This window comes from Buchnera aphidicola (Pentalonia nigronervosa) (assembly GCA_014622685.1).
GTDB lineage: Bacteria > Pseudomonadota > Gammaproteobacteria > Enterobacterales > Enterobacteriaceae > Buchnera > Buchnera aphidicola_BD.
In genome coordinates, this window is the sequence record CP061275.1 from 544,913 (window position 1) to 563,352 (window position 18,440).

Here is an 18,440-nt window from a genome sequence, read left to right on the forward strand (position 1 = left end):
TATTATATAATTTTTATTATTTTTTGATGACTGTTTTAAAAATTAATAGTGCAGTATTATATACTGCATTAAATTTAAGAGAAATCTTAAATCTATTTTTTTTTGTGAGTTATTTATAAATAGTATGTTATAACACGTTACTATATTTTTTAGAAGCATACATTAAGATTAATCGTATAATTTTTAAAAGAATAGTATACTGATATTACAGCGTAAATATTTTTTGATTAAGCGAATTATAAATTTAAAATGTTATTCAATTCACGAATGGTCAAAGTTTCAGTTCCTGTTTTTTTTATCACTATACTTGCTCCGACGTTTGCATGAAAACAGGCTTCTTCCAATGAATATCCTGTTGCTAAGGAAGCGGCGATAATTGCAATTACTGTATCTCCTGCTCCTGTAACATCATGTGCAGTTTTTGATATTACTGGAAAATGTATTGGATTTTTTTTTCTTTGAAATAACGTCATTCCCTTTTGTGCACGTGTTACTAATAATGCTGATAGATTGAGATCTAGCAATAGTTTTACACCTTTTTCAAGAATTTGACTCTCTTTGTAACATTTTCCGACTATTTTTTCGAATTCTAATAGATTAGGAGTTAGTAAACTTGCTCCTGAATATTTTTTGAAGTTTATTCCTTTCGGATCTATTAGTACAGGAATAGATATTTTTTTTGCTAAATAGATGATTTTTTTTATATCTATTAGTGTTCCTTTTCCATAATCTGATAATACTAAAACTTTAAATTTTGGCAGTGCATGAATAATTTTATTTTTTAATAAGTGATTTTTTGTAAAATTATATTTTTCTTGAAAATCCAATCGAATGAATTTTTTTTTCTGAATTAAAACTCTAATTTTAGTAATGGTTTTATGTTTTTGGATAGTTATAAAATCACAATTAATTCTCGAGTGATGCAGAAGTTTTTTTAAGGTCAACCCTTCATAGTCTGAACCAATTACACCAATAATTTTGGAGAATCCGCCAATTTCTGCAATATTTTTAGCAACATTAGCTGCACCTCCAGCTTGTTTTTGAATTTTCTGAATAGGCAAAATTGGTATAGATTCATTAGATAGTATATTATAATTTTTATTGTACCAATAACAATCTAGAATTAAATCTCCTACAACAAGTATCAATGCGTTTCGAAAATGAATATTTTTTTTTTTCATAATATGATCGCTTTTTAAAAAATAAAATTTTTATGCTGATTAATTTAAATTATAATTTATTAATATTAAAAAATTGTTTTTTTATATATTATGTAAAGTGTTTAATTAGATATGTGAGTAAATCCTAATATAATTGTTTTTTTTCTACATACTTATATTATAAATTAATTTTTTTTTGGTATGGAAGAATTTTTTATGAAAATTTATTTAGTAGGAGGGGCTGTTCGCGACGCTTTACTTAATTTGCCTGTAAAAGATAGAGATTGGGTAATTGTCGGAGGGACAAAAGAAATGCTATTGAAAAATAATTTTCATCCAGTTGGAAAAGATTTTCCAGTATTTTTGCATCCTATTACACGCGAAGAATATGCTTTAGCACGAAAAGAAAGAAAATCTGGAACAGGACATACTAATTTTAATGTATATTATGATGCTACAGTTACACTAGAAGAGGATTTAATAAGACGAGATTTAACAATAAATGCAATTGCACAAGATAAATATGGTAATTATATTGATCCGTATCAAGGGAAAAAAGATATTAAATTACGTATAATACGTCATGTTTCAAAGTCATTTATAGAAGATCCGTTGCGCGTATTGCGCACAGCAAGATTTGCTGCATCTTTAATGCATCTGGGTTTTGAAATTGCAAGAGAAACTATGGAATTAATGTGTATTATCGTTAAAAAAAAAGAATTATCTTATTTAACTGTAAATAGAATTTGGAATGAAACAGAAAAAGCTTTAAAAACTTCTAATCCCCAGGTATATTTTCAAGTGTTGTATGAATGCAAAGCATTACAACTTTTATTTCCTGAAATACATTTTATTTATGATCAAAAAACGTTTTTTAACTATGCAGTTTGCACATGTTTAAAAAATACAATGTTAATATCTATGGGTTTATCTAAAATATCGTATTTAACAGAGGATGTGGATATTCGTTTTTCTTATTTATGTCAATTTTTATTTTTTAAAAAAATATATTATCGGTCTTTTTCAACATGTTATGATATCGTGTTATCTTCTTTTATAAAAAATTTGTGTGTACGTTTTAATGTTCCATTATATATTCAAGAGATTGCTGTTTTAAACGCTGGTTTTTTCTATTTTTTAAAAACGTTGGTTTATCAATCATCAAAAAATATTGTATACTTATTTTCCAAAATTGATGCTTGGAGAAAACCTGATCGCGTAAAAAAATTAGCCTTTTTAAGTAATTTCAATTATTCAAAAAATATTAAATATCGTGATTTTTGTTTGCGTTCTAATACCTTTCTAGAAAAATCTTTTTTAGTTTTACAAAACATTTCTATTACAACAATATTAAAAAAAGGTTTTAAAGGAAAAGAGATAAAAGATGAATTAAATCGATTAAGAATTAGAAAACTGGAATTATGGCGTACTAAAAATTATAAAAAATATTAATTTATTGATATTTTTCTTTTAGTTAATAAAATAGATTATCATGGCTATGATAAGACGATATATTCCAAAAAATATTAATGATGTGTTATTAATGATTTTCAATAGTTTTTTAATCAAAACATGTGAAACGAGAAAAGATGTGACTAGTTCAGTACATAATATCGGGTAATCCGATATTGTAATATTTTTTATGTTATGAACGATATCTAAAAAAGAAGAACCTAATAATAAAGGAATGGAAATGATAAAAGAAAATTCAATAGCTACTGATCGTTTTAATCCTAATAGTATTCCAGCAGCAATTGTTGCACCAGATCTAGAAAAACCAGGACATAAACATAATGTTTGAAATAACCCAATAAATAACGATTGAAGTAAATTTATTTTTTTTATATGGGATGTAGTATGTTTTTTTGGTCTAAATATTTCAGATATTATTAAAAATAAACTACCGACAATTGAAGCATACATAACATTTTTTGGATCAAACAATAATTTAATATTTCTATAAAACATACATCCTAAAAATATTGTAGGAAATATTGCAAGAAAAATATGTGTATTTTTTATTATTTTATGAATTTTATTGTGTTTGTACGTCAGTAATATGATGATTTTTTTATAAAAAAAAATAATATAGACAATGTAGTTCCGATTTGAATAAATGTTTCAAACATTTTTATTTTGTTATTTTCTATTTTAAACAAATGTAAAAATATGATTATGTGCCCCGTGGAAGATACAGGAAGAAACTCTGTTATTCCTTCAATAATTCCGAGAAATATTGAAATAATTATGTTATTTAAATAAAACATATTTTTTCCTTTTTGCGTACGTCAGTGTAAAACATGTAAAAACGGTACTGAAATGATAGCACCGTTTTTGATTATATAAATTATTTGTATAGAGACATAATCACTGTTTGTCCAGCAATAGTGGTGCCTGAATATTTCTTTATTTTTTTAAAATTTTCTATGTTAGATATTACTACTGGAGTTAAAATAGATTGAACGTGTTGTTTTAAAAAATTTAAATCAAATTTAATAATTGGGTCACCGATACGTACTTTTTGCTTGTCTTGAGCTATTTTTGTAAAACCTTTTCCATTTAATTTTATGGTGTCGATTCCGAAATGTACAAATAATTCGATTTTCTCTTCTGAAATTATTGAAAAAGCGTGCATGCTTTTAAATATTTTTTCGATCGTCCCGTTGACTGGTGCAAGTATTTGATCACCTAATGGATTAATTGCTATTCCATCACCTACAATTTTTTTAGAAAATACTACGTCTGGCACATTTTTAATATCTATTAAGTGACCTGATAACGGAGCAAAAATATCTATTTTTTTCGAAAATTGGGATTTTTTATTATTAAAAAAATCAGAAAAGAAATTCATTTTTTTCTCCTAATTTGCTATTTTTATTTTTCCGTTAGATATAAGAGTTTATCAAATGAAATATTTCTTGTGCTGTTGGTAGCGTTAATGCTTTTTTTGCTAATTTTTGGGCATGTAAAAAAGATGTTTTTCGAATGATTTCTTTAATTTTAGGAATACTAATTGCGCTCATACTAAATTCATCTAAACCCATACCTAGGAGTAATATCGTAGCACGTTCATCTCCAGCAAGTTCTCCACACATACCAGTCCATTTTCCATGTATATGTGATACATCAATAACCTTTTTAATTAATTTTAATACAGATGGATGCATAGGATTATATAGATGTGCAATTAAATCATTTCCTCGGTCAACAGCTAAAGTATACTGTGTTAAGTCATTTGTTCCAATACTAAAAAAATCGACTTCTTTGATTAAATACTCAGATATTATAGCTGATGCGGGTGTTTCAATCATGATTCCAATTTCTATATTTTTATCAAAAAATATGTTTTTTTTATTTAATTGATATTTTATTTTTTCAAGTTCTAATTTTAATTCTCTAATTTCTTCTACCGAAATAATCATAGGAAATAAAATGCGTATTTTTCCAAAAGCTGATGCTCGAAGAATAGCATTTAGTTGTGTGTGTAATATTTCTTTTCGATCGATTGAAATACGTATAGCGCGCCATCCAAGAAAAGGATTTTCTTCTTTAGGTAAATTCATATATGGTAAGTCTTTGTCTCCACCGATATCCATCGTTCTGATAATCACAGATTTATTATTCATGCATTCAGCAATATTTTTATATGCTTGGAATTGTTCATTTTCGCTCGGCAGTACATTTCTTTCCATAAATAAAAACTCTGTGCGATATAAACCAATACATTCAGATCCATGTTTTTTAGCTGAATTTATATCTTTAAGATTGTTAATGTTAGATCCAATTTTAACGTTGTGTCCATCAATTGTAGTAGCTGACGTATATTTTAATTTTTTTAAATAATTTTGTTGTAAGAAATATTTTTTTTGTAATTGTTTCTTTTGACAAATCAATGTATTATCAGGATTGATAAAAACTTGATTTTGAATACCATCGAGAATAATGTAATCATTATTTTTCACTAAATTTGTAATGTTGCTTGTACCTACAATAGCAGGTATTTCTAGTGATTGTGCCATAATGGAAGTATGTGATGTTTTTCCGCCTAAATCTGTAATAAATCCTAAAACGTATTTTATATTAATTTGTGCAATTTCTGATGGTGTCAAATCTTTTGCAATTAAAATTATTTTATCTTGTATATTATTTAGATCAATAATATTTATGTTAAGTATATTTTTTAATAAACGATTACCAATGTCTTTTATATCAATTGCTCTATTTTTTAAATATTCGTCTTGCAAGTTCTCTAATGCAGTCACTTGTTTTTTAATTATATGTTTGGTTGCTTCTGCTGCAGAAATTTTTTTTTCTCGAATTAAAAAAATGACTTCTTTTTCCAATTCTTCGTCTTCTAAAAGCATAATATGACCATCAAGAATGTTGAATCTATTTTTTTCAAATATGCTTTTTTTATGAGTTTTAATTTTTTGAATCTGTTTTATTGATGTATTTCTGCCGTAAAAAAAATTTTTTATTTCCCTTTGAACATCTTCGACAGAAATATTTTTTTTCTTGATAATAATTTTTTCTTCTTTTAATAAAAGAGCAGCGCCAAAGGCTATACCTGGCGATGCTAAAATGCCTGAGACCATAATATTACCTTTAATATGAATTTAATTCTACTTAGAGAGAAAAGCATCGAATATCAGGCGAACATACTATTTTTTATAGTATTATCCGGAAGTGATATGTATAACCTCCGGGATTTTTTAAAATTTCACATAATTTTTAATTTATGTTTATTCTAATTCAGTTATTACTGCTGATAAATGTTCAATTGCTTTTTTTTCATCTGTTCCTTGTGCTGATAATGTAATCAGACTACCTTGAACTAAACCTAATGTTTGAATTTTAAATAAACTTTTTGCATTTACTGATTTTCCATTATAAATAATAAAAATATCTGAAATAAACTTTTTTGCTTCTTTAACAAATTGCGCGGCAGGTCGAACATGTAAACCGTGTACAGCAGTGATAGTAATCTGATTTTGAAGCATGTTAATATTCCTTAATTTAATGTGTTATTTAAAAATAATATTGTTTGTTTTAAAAAATAAGAAATATGCTGTGTCATAAGTATGATATAATACGTTATTAAAATTGTTTTCTATCGTCAATTTAATATAACTATCAGAAAGATATTCTTTCAGAAGGTGCATGTTAATAATATACTGTCTTTTCAACTTTTATGAAGACAGTAATTTTATATTAGATAATATTTTTTAAGATAGAAATTCTGTAGTAATATTTTTTTTAAAATATTTCATTTCTATTCTCAATATAAAAGACAAATTTATATTTTTTAAAAAATATCTATTATTTTTTATTCCACGTGAATTTTTATCTATATATAGTTTTATCTGAAATCATTTTACTTATATTTAGTTCACGCTTAATTTAAAATTTTTAATATATATTTTGATTTAATGTTTTGAGTGTTTATGTGATCTAGATTTTATTTTTTTTCTAAAAATTATACAAGTATAGATTATTCGGTAGGTTTTACAGAAATAATAAGGTATTTTTTTGAACATATGTAACATATTTTTTAATATTATTTTTTAGTATTAATAAAAAATTAATATGTCTATTTTAATATATTTATTATTTTAAATTCTTTCGTTTTTTAGTATTTTACAAAATTTACATTTGTTAAATTAATAATTTTTTTAGAAATGTTTATTAGAGATCGAACATGATACATCAATATATTAGTTAATATTTCTCTTCGTTGTATATTTTCTTCGTTGCTTCTTACTATAATTATTATCAATATGATTTTTTTTCATTAAAATTGGGATATCTATATCTGAATGTCTTAAAGTATTTTCTATGTTTGACATTGTTTTACAAATTTTTAATATGATTTTTATCAATTGAACTATGTATTTTATATATCTTATCTATATTCTATTTGATTATTAATTTTTATTTTTTTCTAAAATTTTTCTGATGAGTAAAATTAAATTTTTACATTTTTATATATCAGATGTATTTAATGTTCATTTATATAATCTCTATTTTTTAGATTATAGTAAAAATATATTTTTTATTTTTTAAAAACTGCATTAATTATATTGATAGTGTTTTATTTTATCTAAAATTATATAATACAGAATTTCAAAAAATATCGATATTATTAATTATAAAAGTTGATAATAATTTGATGATGCACTGTTTTTAATTATACATATAATACATTTATGAAATCCATTAAAAATAAAATTGATAGATTAAGAAAACAAATTTCAAGATATGCGTATTTTTATCATACTTTAGACCAGCCAATTATTTCTGATATAGAGTATGATTATTTGTTTCATCAATTGTATACTTTAGAGTTACAAAATAAACAATTAATTGTATCTAATTCACCGACTCAAAGAATTGGATCAGATTTACTGCAAAGATTTAAACAAGTGTTACATTTTTCTCCTATGTTATCTTTGGATAATACATTTACCTTAAAAGGATTATTAGATTTTGAAAGAAGGGTTAAGAAATTATGTCATCTGGATCAAGAAATATTTTTTTGTTGCGAGTTAAAAATAGATGGCGTAGCAATTAGTATAATTTATGAAGAAGGTACCTTGATAAGAGCAGCGACTCGCGGTGATGGTATAAAGGGCGAAAATATTACTGCTAATGTTAAAACTATTCAATCTATCCCAATTCAGTTAAAAGGATTAAACATACCTAAACGATTGGAGGTTCGTGGCGAAGTTTTTATGTTAAAATCGGATTTTTTAGAATTAAATAAAAAATTTTATCTTAATAAAAAACAATCTTTTTCTAATCCAAGAAATGCAGCTGCCGGTGCATTGCGGAACATTAATCCAAAAATAACTGAATCAAGAAAACTAGCTTTTTTTTGTTATAGTGTTCATTCATGTTTTTTAGAAGAACAACATGACAATCAAAATGAACTTTTAATGCAATGTGAGATGTGGGGGTTGCCAATTGACAAGAGTTTTTTAGTTTGTTCAAATTATAATGATATATTAAAATTTTATCAAAAATTTGAAAAAAAACGACATACTCTTAATTTTGATATAGATGGTATTGTCGTGAAAGTCAATTCAGTAACAATACAAAAAAGATTAGGATGTACTGCAAAGCATCCTAGATGGGCTATAGCATTTAAATTTACATCTCAGGAGCGAATAACATCATTATATGATGTAAAATTTCAAGTTGGTAGAACAGGTGTTATTACACCTATTGCATTGTTTAAACCTATTAATATATCTGGTGTAACAATTAAAAAAGCTTCGTTATATAACAAAAACGAAATAAAGCGGTTAAATTTACATATTGGTGATTCTATTATTGTTGGTCGATCTGGTGACGTTATACCAAAGGTATTAAAGGTTATAGAAAATTTTAATAATCCTAAAAATATGAAAAAAATATTTTTTCCTATTTTTTGTCCTGTGTGTAATTCTAAGTTGTTAGAAAATCCGGAAGAAAAAATTATTCGTTGTCATGCAGGATTAACGTGCGATGCTCAAAAGAAAAAGAATATATATCATTTTTTTTCAAAAAATGCTTTGTATATTGAAGGATTAGGAAATAAAATTATTGATGATCTTATAAATAAAAAGTATGTTGCTACTCCCATAGATTTTTTTTATCTAACCTATAATAAATTAATGACATTGAAAAACATACGTAGTAAAAAAAGTAAAAAAATTCTTTTTTCAATAGAAAGATGCAAAAATACAACTTTTAAAAGATTTATTTATGCATTGGGCATACCTCAAGTTGGAGAATCTGTTGCTGAAATACTTGCAAATCATTTTGTTAATATAAATAAATTAATGTGTTCTGATGTTGGTAACTTGTATAGAATTTATGGAGTTGGAAAAATCATTTCGCATAATATATTTAATTATTTTTCTATATCTTCAAATCGTACGATGGTTTTTGATTTAGAAAAAATTGTTAATATTTCACAGAATAGTAAAGAAAATACTATATGTAATATAAAAAATACATTTTTCTTTCAAAAGAATATAGTTATAACGGGTGTATTTGAGACTTTTTCTAGAACTGAATTAAAAGACATTTTAATTTCTATGAGGGCAAAAATATTAAATGGAATTTCGAAAAATGTTGATATAGTAATTTGTGGAAATAAAGCAGGATCTAAATTTTCGCAAGCAAAAAATTATAAAATAAAAATTATGAATGAAAAAGAATTAAACTATATTTTGGGTCGTGCAGGATTTGAACCTGCGACCAATTGATTAAAAGTCAACTGCTCTACCAACTGAGCTAACGACCCTAATTTTTGGTGGGTGATGACGGACTCGAACCGCCGACATCCTCCGTGTAAAAGAGAAGCTCTACCACTGAGCTAATCACCCGATTTCTTGTATTTTAGATAAATTTAATAAGAAGACAGTTATTTTTAAAGTACTTATTGTATATTTAAACTTTGATATATAGATTATAATCTATAGTTTTTTAAAATCAATAATTATTTACAATTAATAATATTAAGTAATTTTAATATGCACGATATTATTTTTTTAATTTATTTTAAATTAATACTATACATTGAACATGATATGAAAATCAAAACTCGATTTGCTCCTAGTCCAACTGGATGTTTACATCTTGGAAGTGTTCGTACAGCGTTGTATTCTTGGTTATTTGCGCGTCGTTATAATGGGAAATTTATTCTTCGAGTAGAAGATACTGATCTTGTACGATCTAAATCTATTTCTGAAAAATCCATTCTCGATGGATTAAAATGGTTGGGTTTATATTGGGATGAAGGTCCTTATTTTCAAACACATCGATTAAAACGATATAAAGAAATGATAGAAATTATGTTACAAAAAGACATTGCTTATAAATGTTGCTGTACAAATCAAGAGTTGATAAAAGAACGAAATATACAAATGTTAAAAGGAGAGAAACCTCGTTATAATCGTAAATGTAGAAATATAGAAAAACATGTTACATTCCATAAACCGTATGTTGTAAGGTTTAAAAATCCTCTTTTTGGACAGGTAAAATTTAATGATCAAGTCAGAGGAGAAATTGTTTTTAATAATGCAGAATTAGATGATTTAATTATTCAACGTTCTAATGGTATGCCTACTTATAATTTTTGTGTTGTAATTGATGATTTAGACATGCAGATTACTCATGTGATTCGTGGAGAAGACCATATTAATAATACGCCACGTCAAATCAATATTTTCCGGTCTTTAGGAAAACAAGAACCAATTTATGCGCATTTGTCAATGATTTTAAATGAAAAAGGTAAAAAAATATCTAAAAGATATGATGCTATAGACATTATTGAATATAATAAACAAGGTTTTTTACCTGATGCAATTTTAAATTATATAATACGATTAGGTTGGTCTTGCGGTGATAAAGAAATATTCAATATTTCAGAAATGCAAAAACTGTTTAATTTAGATGCTATTAGTAAATCTTCTTGTATCATCAATATGAAGAAGTTATTGTGGTTAAATAAATACTATATTAATCATTTGCCATTAGTTTACATATCTAATGCTTTTCAAGATTTTGCAAAACAGAAAAATTTTAATATAGAAAACGGACCTAATATAGAATCATTAATTAAATTATTAAAAAATCGTTATCACACGTTTCAAGAGTTAATAGATTCTTGTCGTTATTTTTATGAAGATTTTAAAACGTTTGACATAGAAGGATCAAAAAAATATTTAATAGTTTCTAATATTTATATCTTACATGCATGTCATGTAAATTTTAAAAAATTATCTGTTTGGTGTAGCCATGTCATTTTTCGTACAATAGTCGATATATCTGAAAAATTAAAAATAAGTATTAAAGAAATAAATATGATATTACGAATATCATTAACAGGTGGTATGCATTCACCAAATATTAGTTCTGTTGTTTTTTTACTTGGGAAATCAAAAACAGTACTTAGACTTCAACGTGCTATTAACTATATTAATAGTTGTACAAAATAACATTAATATATTTGTTAAATAAAAAAATATTTAATATTATAAAATTGTTTAATAAAAATTTTATGAAGTTTTTTATAATAACATCACAGATATTTAAATATTAGTTATATTAATTAAGAGAGACATGTATTTTTTAAAATTTAGTAATTTTAATATACATTAATTTATTTTTCTTAATTTTTCCAAAATGGTAAAATTAGAAAAATAAATATTTTAATCACATCGATAATTTAAAATAGTTGTGTTCAAAAAATTTATTGACAGAATTCTGATGTTTTTATATTGTAATCTTTTTTGGGGTTATAGCTCAGTTGGCAGAGCGCTTGCATGGCATGCAAGATGTCAGCGGTTCGAATCCGCTTAGCTCCAAACATTTTCATAATTAAAATAACAAAAGATTTTTCTGATTTAGTTGATATGTAAAAATAATTACTGTGTTAAATATTATTTAACACAGTAGCATAAAATTATATTTGTTGGTTCATTATTTCTTGATAAGCTGTGACAATTTTATTTCGTATTTGAATAGCCATTTTTAACGCGATAGAAGATTTTTGTAAATTTAACATTATATCATTCAATGATATATCTGATTGATTTAATTCAAATTTTTCAGTGTTATTTTTTACGTTATTCTGTATTGTACTGATGTTGTTCAATACTGTGTTTATGCAGTTTAAAAAATTGTTAGATTCTATGTTTTTATCCACATTAGTGTTTTTCTCTAAGCAATTATAGTTTTTATGTATATTTTGATAGTCAATATTATTAATAAACATATTTTCCTGAAATAAATAGTTTTTATTTATGAATGTAGAAATACTAACATATCTTTTATAAGTTTTTAACATTATAATAAAAAAATAGTTTTTAGATGTATATCTAAAAAAATTTTGTTGAGGAAAAAATTAATAAGATATTTTTTCTTTTATTTTATTAATAAAATTATTTTAATTTACATTAGTCAATTAGAATCAACTATTTAGACAGGAAGATTTCATGAATTTTAGTGATATAGAAGATTCAGTTTTGGAAGAGAAAAAACGATTGAATAATTTTTTATCTCGTTTTTCAAAAAATTCTCGTATTTTGATTATTTTGTTAATATCTGTATTTGTTATTGCTATTTCTTGTTCAATTTGGGCTAAAAGTCCTGAATATGAAGTATTATATAGTAATTTATCTAACGAAAATAGAAATGCGGTTACTTCTCAGTTAAAAAAAATGAAAATATCTTATAAGTTTACTGATGATTTAAATCAAATTTTAGTTCCAAAAAATCAGGTTTATGAAATCCGTACTCATATTTCTGAAAATCATGTTTTTCAAAACGATGATATTGGTTTTGAACTATTGGATAAAGAAAGATTTGGTATTAGTCAATTTAATGAACAAATAAATTATCAGCGTGCACTAGAAGGGGAGTTAGCTCGGACAATACAAAGAATTAACATTATACAAAATGCTAAAATACATATAGCTTTACCAAAAACTTCGTTATTTTTAAAAGAACAAAAAAAACCATCAGCATCTGTAATTTTAAATGTACGATCAGGAAAAATGTTATCTTCAAATCAAATTAGTTCTATATTACATTTAATCGCTAGGAGCGTATCTGATCTGTCCATAGAAAATATTACTATAGTAGATCAATTTGGTACATTATTAAATGGTAGTTCATATTTAAATAATCAACAAGTAAATAATGCGCAATTTAAGTATTCTGAAGATGTTGAGTCTCATTATAGAAATAAAATAAAAGATATTTTAGAGCCATTATTTGGAATTGGAAATGTAGATGCTCAAGTAACTGCACAAATTAATTTTAACGTACAAGAAAATACACAAGAAAAATATTTACCTAATACTAACTATAAACAGCAATCAATCAGATCACGCCAAACAAATATACATCGTCAAAGTATAAAAGATAATCTTGAAAAAAATATGTCAGATGTGTTTTTGTCTAAACATAAAAATAGTTCCAAAAAAATAATATCAGATAATAATCAAGATTTTAAAAACAATCATAGCTCTTTGAATGCTGATATTAATCGTGATAATACAGTTAATTATGAATTGGATCATACTATATCTCATACAAAACAAAATGTAGGAGAAATAAAGAGATTATCTGCAGCAGTTATTATAAATTTCACCTCGAAAAATCATGCTCAACTAATCCCTTTAACTGAAGAACAAATAAAAAATATTAAATCACTAGTGTGCGAAGCTATAGGATATTCGAAATATAGAGGAGACAGTGTACACATTGTAAATGCGTTGTTTTTTAAAAATCATGTTAAAGATCCAGTACAAATTGTTAATTTAAAAACATCGCAATCATCACATATTTTATTTAGTTATGTACTATGGTTATTGATTTTTTTATTTTTATGTTTTTTATTAAAAAAATATATTTTTTCTAATTTTAAAAAAAATGAGAAAAAAGATAATATAATTGCAGAAAAATCAAGTAAAATCGATTCGCATAAAGCAGAAAACGCAATTGTGCAAGAAAAGATTAAAAGTACTACTTTGAATACAGAGCAATTAATTCATAAAATTTGTAATATATCAAATCAGAATCCGCGTACTATAGCGTTAATTATTCGTCAATGGATGAGTGATAAAAAATGATTTTAAATGGTATTAAAAAAAGTGCATTATTATTAATGTCACTAGGCTCTGATCAATCCGCAGAGATACTAAAGCATTTAACTACGTTTGAAATTCGAGAATTGACTAATTATATAGCAAATATGCAGCAATTTTCTAAAAAAACGTTGGATCAAGTTTTGCTTGAATGTTATGATGCTCTTCAAAAAAATGATGCTTTTAATTTTAATAGTGATAAATATTTATCAAACATGTTGATTAAAGCATTAGGTGAAGATTATGGCAATACTTTATCAAAGCATGCATTAGAAATGCGTGAAGCTCAATTATATATTGATTGCTTAAATAAAATAGATCCTAAAAAGGTAGCTATTTTATTAGAAAATGAACATCTTCAAGTTGTTACAACAATACTAATACATTTAGATATGAATCAAGCTGCAACAGTTCTTTCCTATTTTGATGATAAAAAACGCGCTGAAATTATATTTAGAATTACAGAATTTAATGGTATTGAAAAATCTAGTTTAGCTGAATTAAAAAATGTAATAGATAATTTGTTAAACAATGATACGCTAACATCATCAGATAAAGGTGGCATTAAAGTTGCTACTAAAATTTTGAATTTTATGAAAATTAAATGTGAAAAAAAAACTATAAAAACACTTAGCACATTTAATCGCGAGTTAGCAAAAAAAATCATTCAAGAAAGGTTTGAATTTACTAATTTAGTACATTTAAATGATAAATATATTAAATTATTACTTCAACATATTGAGAAAGAAAAATTATTTATTGCATTGAAAAATACTAGTGTTGATGTTCAGAACAAGTTTATTAAAAATATGTCACAACATGAAATAGATGAATTACGCAAAAATTTTCAAAAGACATCGTACATTTCTAATGAAGCAATAAAAAATGAGCAAAAATTAATTTTAATAATGATTAGAAGTATTATAGAAAATGGGAATGTTTTATTGAAAAATTTACGAGAATATTATGTCTAATTTACCTTCAGATAAAAATTGGACACGGTGGTATCCAAAAAATGTATTTTTAAAAAACGTTGAAAATAATACACAATTTTTATATCATTTGGATTATTTTTCAGAAAAACAGGTACGTAATAATATACAAAATGTAAAAAAAGAAAAAAAGTCAGAAATAGATGAATTAGAAATCAGTACAATAAAAAAAGAAGCATATGATGCTGGTTTTCAGGCAGGCATGTTGCACTGTAAAAAAGAAAATAATGTTTTAAATAATAAAATGCATAATTTGTTTTTGAATTTTAATAATGCTCTTAATACGTTTGAAGATGTGTTGTTTGCGCGATTATTAAAGATAATACTAGTTGTTTCGTCTTATGTCATCGGAAAAAGTATTGCTTTTGATGAAAAAATTTTATTAAAACATATCAAAAACATAATTGATAAAACAGGTATTTTTTTAAAAAAACCAAAATTGTTTGTTCATCCAGACAATAAAGTATTAATAGAATCAACATTACAAGACTTTTTAAATATTCATAAATGGGAAGTAATTTATGATACGAAAATTGATTTAAACAGTTGTCAATTTATCTCTGATAGCGGTAATATAGACACTACTATAGATGCCAGATGGCAAGAATTATGTCGCTTAATTAAATAAAAATAGAGGCGCATTAATGAGTTTAAGATTTTCTCATTTATTAAATAAATTCTCTTCTTTTGAACGTAACATTCAAAGTCTTTCAGATATTATCTATTACGGTTATCTTGTTAGTGTACGTGGTTTGATTTTAGAAGTAATTGGATTAAAGAAACCAATTGGAACATCATGTTACATTGAAAAAAAAACTGGTTCAAGAAACGATTATATTTGTGCTGAAATAATAGGTTTTTCGGATAGAACGACGGTATTGTTAGCATTAGAAGATACGCATGGTATTTTTCCTAATGCTCGTGTATTTTTGAAAGATAATTATATCAATCAACCAATTCGGAAATTTCCATTAGGTATACAGTTATTAGGTCGAGTGCTAGATAGTTACGGATTTCCTTTAGACAATTTTCCTAATTTACATTCTGATTGTTTTTCTGAAATCAACAATGATTATATTAATCCGTTACAAAGAAAACCTATTACTGATGTTTTGGATACAGGAATACGCGCTATTAATGGTTTACTGACTATTGGAAAAGGGCAAAGAATAGGTATTTTTTCCAGTTCTGGCGTAGGAAAAAGTATTTTATTAGGCATGATGGCAAAGTACACGCAAGCTGATATTATTGTAATTGCATTGATCGGAGAAAGAGGAAGAGAAGTTAAGAATTTTATAGACAACATATTAGGAGATGAAGGTTTATTGAAATCGGTGGTAATTGTAGCTCCTGCTGATGTTTCTTCTTTATTGAAGATAAAAGCAGCTGTTTATTCTGCTAGTATTGCAGAATATTTTTGTAAGAAAAATAAAAACGTATTATTTATTATGGATTCTTTAACTCGTTACGCCATGGCTCAACGAGATGTTTCGTTATCACTAGGAGAGCTGCCAGTTTCTAAAGGTTATCCATCTTCAATATTTTCAAAAATACCTAATTTAATAGAACGAGCGGGAAACATTTATAGTCACCATGGTTCTATTACTGCATTTTATACAGTTTTAACTGAAGAAGAGGACGAACAGGATCCAATTTCGCATCTTGCGCGTTCTATATTAGATGGTCATATTACATTATCGCGTTATTATTCTGATTTAGGTCATTATCCGGCTATTGATATCGAATCTTCTGTTAGTCGCGTAATGCCAAGTATAATTAATAGTAATCAGTATTCACAGGCATGTTATTTTAAAAGACTAGTTGCATCATATCAAAGAAATCGAGATTTAATAAACATTGGAGCATATGTTAATGGCACTGATATAGTTTTAGATCATGCCATTAAAATTTGGTCAAAATTACAAAATTTTTTGCAGCAAGAACAATCAGAAAAAATTAATTATCATCAATCTTGTGCAGATTTAAATCAAATATTTATTTGAATTCAACATTACATAATATTGGATATATTTTATTTATGAAATCTAAGAATATTTTATTTGATGTTTTAAAAAAAGCAACACAAAAACAAATAGAACAAGATATAGTTAAAATAAAAAATTTACGTTTAAAAAAACAAAATGCACTAAATCAATCAAAACAATTAACAAATTATCGAAATGAATATGAAAAAAAATTGTTTTTTAAAATAAAATCTGGGATGTGTGTACACCAATGGAAAAATTATAATACTTTTATTTTAATTTTAAAGAATATTATTAAAAAAAACGAATATATGATTCAAAATGATCAAATATTGATCGAAGAAGCGTTAACGTCTTGGTTAAAAAGTAAAAAAAAATTGCGCATTTGGCAGTATTTTATTAATAAACATAAAATTTACATATCAAAATTACAATATATGCAAGAACAAAAAGATTTTGATGAATACATTCAATTAACGATTTTAAAACAAGGTCATGATATTAATGTTAAAAACTATATGTAATGTTTTTTTACATAACACTATAAATTTTAAAATAGATAATAATTTTTTTTATAACATGTTTCATAGAAATCAAAATTTTCAAGGTTTTGATGTTAATTTTGGTAAATATTTGATAGAAAAAACAATAAAGTTTGATAATGTTACCAAAGATGATAAAAATGATGATGATCAGTATAATACATGTTTTAATTTTTCTATGAACAATTTAATACATTTTTTAAAAACACAGGATATTTTTTTACAAGACAACAAAAAAGATATCAAAGTAAAAAAAAAATATGTGTGTTTAAGAACAATGATCTAAATGTTTTAAATGCTTTAAAAAACACTGTTTTTTTCAAAAAAAAACAGGAGAAAAAAAAATTTAATAATATTAAATCAAGTATATCAGATTCATATTGTATTAAACCACAATCTGAATTCTATAAATGCAATTACTTAAATGGTTTTGATATGTATAGAAATTCAAAAATAGCATATAAAAATCATCAGTTAAAGAAAAAAGTACTTAATTTATCTAATAAAAATAATTTTAAAAATGGAAATATTAATGATAATTTAAATTGTGTGAACAATGTTCAATCTAATAAATCTAGTTCTCTTGTTAATAAACAACAAAATATATGTCATAATTTAATTAATACAACTAATACGTTAAGAGAAAAAAATAAGAAATATGTTGTTATATCAAACAAATCAACATTATTTTTAGATAACACACATAATTTATTTGAATGGAAAAAAGTAATAAATCAAACAATATTATTTTTAATTTCAAAAAAAATACATCAAGCTGAAATACATTTAAAGCCAGAATGCACAGGTTTAATACATATTCAAATCCAAATGCAACATAATCAAGCAATATTGAATTTATCTTCTGATCATGATAAAATTAAAAATTTTTTGAACAACTCTGTAGATTTTTTGAAGACTTCCTTAAAAAAGCGTGGAATTCAGTTAAAGAAAGTAAATATTTATAGTACAATGTTTTTCAAAAATAACCAATCGAAAAATCATTATTTTCACAATACTATCGTGAACAACGATAAGTTCAACACTGATATGTTATTGAAAAAAAAGCATCGAATACTCAAACAAGATAGAGCTGTTGATCTATATATATAAATTTTTAGAA

The 18,440-nt window shown here is 24.8% G+C and carries 15 protein-coding genes, 3 tRNA genes and 1 pseudogene; 11 read left to right on the plus strand and 8 right to left on the minus strand.

Translation table 11 applies throughout. From position 1 onward, the window contains the following. Window positions 1-236: 236 nt before the first annotated feature. Window positions 237-1,181: a D-glycero-beta-D-manno-heptose-7-phosphate kinase gene (gene rfaE1, locus ICW73_02420; protein ID QNS01808.1), complete on the minus strand. Its 945-nt coding sequence runs from the start codon at window positions 1,179-1,181 to the stop codon at window positions 237-239. 195 nt (window positions 1,182-1,376) lie between these two features. Here rfaE1 and ICW73_02425 point away from each other — a divergent pair, with 195 nt between their 5' ends. Then, complete coding sequence (locus ICW73_02425) at window positions 1,377-2,612, plus strand: tRNA CCA-pyrophosphorylase (GenBank protein ID QNS01809.1); 1,236 nt, start codon at window positions 1,377-1,379, stop codon at window positions 2,610-2,612. An 18-nt stretch (window positions 2,613-2,630) separates the two neighbouring features. Here ICW73_02425 and ICW73_02430 read toward each other — a convergent pair. The 4 genes and pseudogenes from ICW73_02430 to ICW73_02445 form a co-directional block, all read right to left on the minus strand. Next, a pseudogene (locus ICW73_02430) lies at window positions 2,631-3,427 on the minus strand (undecaprenyl-diphosphate phosphatase). 80 nt (window positions 3,428-3,507) lie between these two features. Continuing rightward, window positions 3,508-4,011 (minus strand): PTS glucose transporter subunit IIA, encoded by a 504-nt coding sequence (gene crr, locus ICW73_02435; protein QNS01810.1) that lies wholly within the window; start codon window positions 4,009-4,011, stop codon window positions 3,508-3,510. 34 nt (window positions 4,012-4,045) lie between these two features. Beyond that, window positions 4,046-5,755, minus strand: coding sequence for a phosphoenolpyruvate-protein phosphotransferase PtsI (gene ptsI, locus ICW73_02440; GenBank protein ID QNS01811.1), 1,710 nt, complete (start codon window positions 5,753-5,755; stop codon window positions 4,046-4,048). Between the two features lie 147 nt (window positions 5,756-5,902). Continuing rightward, window positions 5,903-6,160 (minus strand): HPr family phosphocarrier protein, encoded by a 258-nt coding sequence (locus tag ICW73_02445; GenBank protein ID QNS01812.1) that lies wholly within the window; start codon window positions 6,158-6,160, stop codon window positions 5,903-5,905. 1,206 nt (window positions 6,161-7,366) lie between these two features. On the opposite strand from ICW73_02445, the gene ligA reads away from it, so the two are divergent. Next, a complete protein-coding gene (gene ligA / locus ICW73_02450) occupies window positions 7,367-9,412 on the plus strand; it encodes an NAD-dependent DNA ligase LigA (protein ID QNS01813.1) in 2,046 nt (681 codons plus the stop codon). On the opposite strand, the gene ICW73_02455 is transcribed toward ligA, so the two are convergent. Further along, a tRNA-Lys gene (locus ICW73_02455) sits at window positions 9,378-9,450 on the minus strand. The two genes, ligA and ICW73_02455, sit on opposite strands and share 35 nt — an antisense overlap. Before the next feature lie 7 nt (window positions 9,451-9,457). After that, window positions 9,458-9,532: transfer RNA gene (locus ICW73_02460), tRNA-Val, on the minus strand. A gap of 204 nt (window positions 9,533-9,736) precedes the next feature. Between ICW73_02460 and gltX the strand changes: the two genes are divergently transcribed. Together gltX and ICW73_02470 are read left to right on the plus strand one after the other, a co-directional pair. Beyond that, window positions 9,737-11,146 (plus strand): glutamate--tRNA ligase, encoded by a 1,410-nt coding sequence (gltX, locus tag ICW73_02465; GenBank protein QNS01814.1) that lies wholly within the window; start codon window positions 9,737-9,739, stop codon window positions 11,144-11,146. Window positions 11,147-11,442: 296 nt separating this feature from the next. Then, window positions 11,443-11,515 (plus strand) — tRNA-Ala (locus ICW73_02470). Between the two features lie 98 nt (window positions 11,516-11,613). Here the strand turns inward: ICW73_02470 and fliE are convergent. Next, window positions 11,614-11,925: a flagellar hook-basal body complex protein FliE gene (gene fliE, locus ICW73_02475; GenBank protein QNS01815.1), complete on the minus strand. Its 312-nt coding sequence runs from the start codon at window positions 11,923-11,925 to the stop codon at window positions 11,614-11,616. Window positions 11,926-12,145: 220 nt separating this feature from the next. On the opposite strand from fliE, the gene fliF reads away from it, so the two are divergent. From fliF to ICW73_02510, 7 genes are all read left to right on the plus strand, one after another. Then, window positions 12,146-13,786, plus strand: a complete 1,641-nt coding sequence (fliF, locus tag ICW73_02480; GenBank protein QNS01816.1) for a flagellar M-ring protein FliF — start codon at window positions 12,146-12,148, stop codon at window positions 13,784-13,786. Beyond that, window positions 13,783-14,775: a flagellar motor switch protein FliG gene (gene fliG, locus ICW73_02485; GenBank protein QNS01817.1), complete on the plus strand. Its 993-nt coding sequence runs from the start codon at window positions 13,783-13,785 to the stop codon at window positions 14,773-14,775. The genes fliF and fliG overlap by 4 nt, the downstream gene beginning before the upstream one ends. After that, on the plus strand, window positions 14,768-15,421 hold the full coding sequence (locus ICW73_02490) for a flagellar assembly protein FliH (GenBank protein ID QNS01818.1): 654 nt from the start codon (window positions 14,768-14,770) through the stop codon (window positions 15,419-15,421). The genes fliG and ICW73_02490 overlap by 8 nt, the downstream gene beginning before the upstream one ends. 16 nt (window positions 15,422-15,437) lie before the next feature. Next, on the plus strand, window positions 15,438-16,796 hold the full coding sequence (locus ICW73_02495) for a FliI/YscN family ATPase (GenBank protein ID QNS01819.1): 1,359 nt from the start codon (window positions 15,438-15,440) through the stop codon (window positions 16,794-16,796). 35 nt (window positions 16,797-16,831) lie between these two features. After that, window positions 16,832-17,302 carry a flagellar FliJ family protein gene (locus tag ICW73_02500; GenBank protein QNS01820.1) on the plus strand — a complete coding sequence of 157 codons (471 nt, stop codon included), beginning with the start codon at window positions 16,832-16,834 and terminating at the stop codon, window positions 17,300-17,302. Window positions 17,303-17,357: 55 nt separating this feature from the next. Further along, the gene (locus tag ICW73_02505; protein QNS01821.1) at window positions 17,358-17,606 is read left to right on the plus strand and encodes a hypothetical protein; all 249 of its coding nucleotides are present in this window, start codon (window positions 17,358-17,360) and stop codon (window positions 17,604-17,606) included. Window positions 17,607-17,755: 149 nt separating this feature from the next. Next, complete coding sequence (locus tag ICW73_02510; protein QNS01822.1) at window positions 17,756-18,430, plus strand: flagellar hook-length control protein FliK; 675 nt, start codon at window positions 17,756-17,758, stop codon at window positions 18,428-18,430. The last annotated feature ends 10 nt before the right edge of the window (window positions 18,431-18,440 follow it).

Excerpts from the sequence above, each read along its gene's own strand:
- rfaE1 (QNS01808.1), bottom strand. The coding sequence starts at position 1,181 with ATGAAAAAAAAAAATATTCATTTTCGAAACGCATTGATACTTGTTGTA.
- ICW73_02425 (QNS01809.1), top strand. The coding sequence starts at position 1,377 with ATGAAAATTTATTTAGTAGGAGGGGCTGTTCGCGACGCTTTACTTAAT.
- crr (QNS01810.1), bottom strand. The coding sequence starts at position 4,011 with ATGAATTTCTTTTCTGATTTTTTTAATAATAAAAAATCCCAATTTTCG.
- ptsI (QNS01811.1), bottom strand. The coding sequence starts at position 5,755 with ATGGTCTCAGGCATTTTAGCATCGCCAGGTATAGCCTTTGGCGCTGCT.
- ICW73_02445 (QNS01812.1), bottom strand. The coding sequence starts at position 6,160 with ATGCTTCAAAATCAGATTACTATCACTGCTGTACACGGTTTACATGTT.
- ligA (QNS01813.1), top strand. The coding sequence starts at position 7,367 with ATGAAATCCATTAAAAATAAAATTGATAGATTAAGAAAACAAATTTCA.
- gltX (QNS01814.1), top strand. The coding sequence starts at position 9,737 with ATGAAAATCAAAACTCGATTTGCTCCTAGTCCAACTGGATGTTTACAT.
- fliE (QNS01815.1), bottom strand. The coding sequence starts at position 11,925 with ATGTTTATTAATAATATTGACTATCAAAATATACATAAAAACTATAAT.
- fliF (QNS01816.1), top strand. The coding sequence starts at position 12,146 with ATGAATTTTAGTGATATAGAAGATTCAGTTTTGGAAGAGAAAAAACGA.
- fliG (QNS01817.1), top strand. The coding sequence starts at position 13,783 with ATGATTTTAAATGGTATTAAAAAAAGTGCATTATTATTAATGTCACTA.
- ICW73_02490 (QNS01818.1), top strand. The coding sequence starts at position 14,768 with ATGTCTAATTTACCTTCAGATAAAAATTGGACACGGTGGTATCCAAAA.
- ICW73_02495 (QNS01819.1), top strand. The coding sequence starts at position 15,438 with ATGAGTTTAAGATTTTCTCATTTATTAAATAAATTCTCTTCTTTTGAA.
- ICW73_02500 (QNS01820.1), top strand. The coding sequence starts at position 16,832 with ATGAAATCTAAGAATATTTTATTTGATGTTTTAAAAAAAGCAACACAA.
- ICW73_02505 (QNS01821.1), top strand. The coding sequence starts at position 17,358 with ATGTTTCATAGAAATCAAAATTTTCAAGGTTTTGATGTTAATTTTGGT.
- ICW73_02510 (QNS01822.1), top strand. The coding sequence starts at position 17,756 with ATGTATAGAAATTCAAAAATAGCATATAAAAATCATCAGTTAAAGAAA.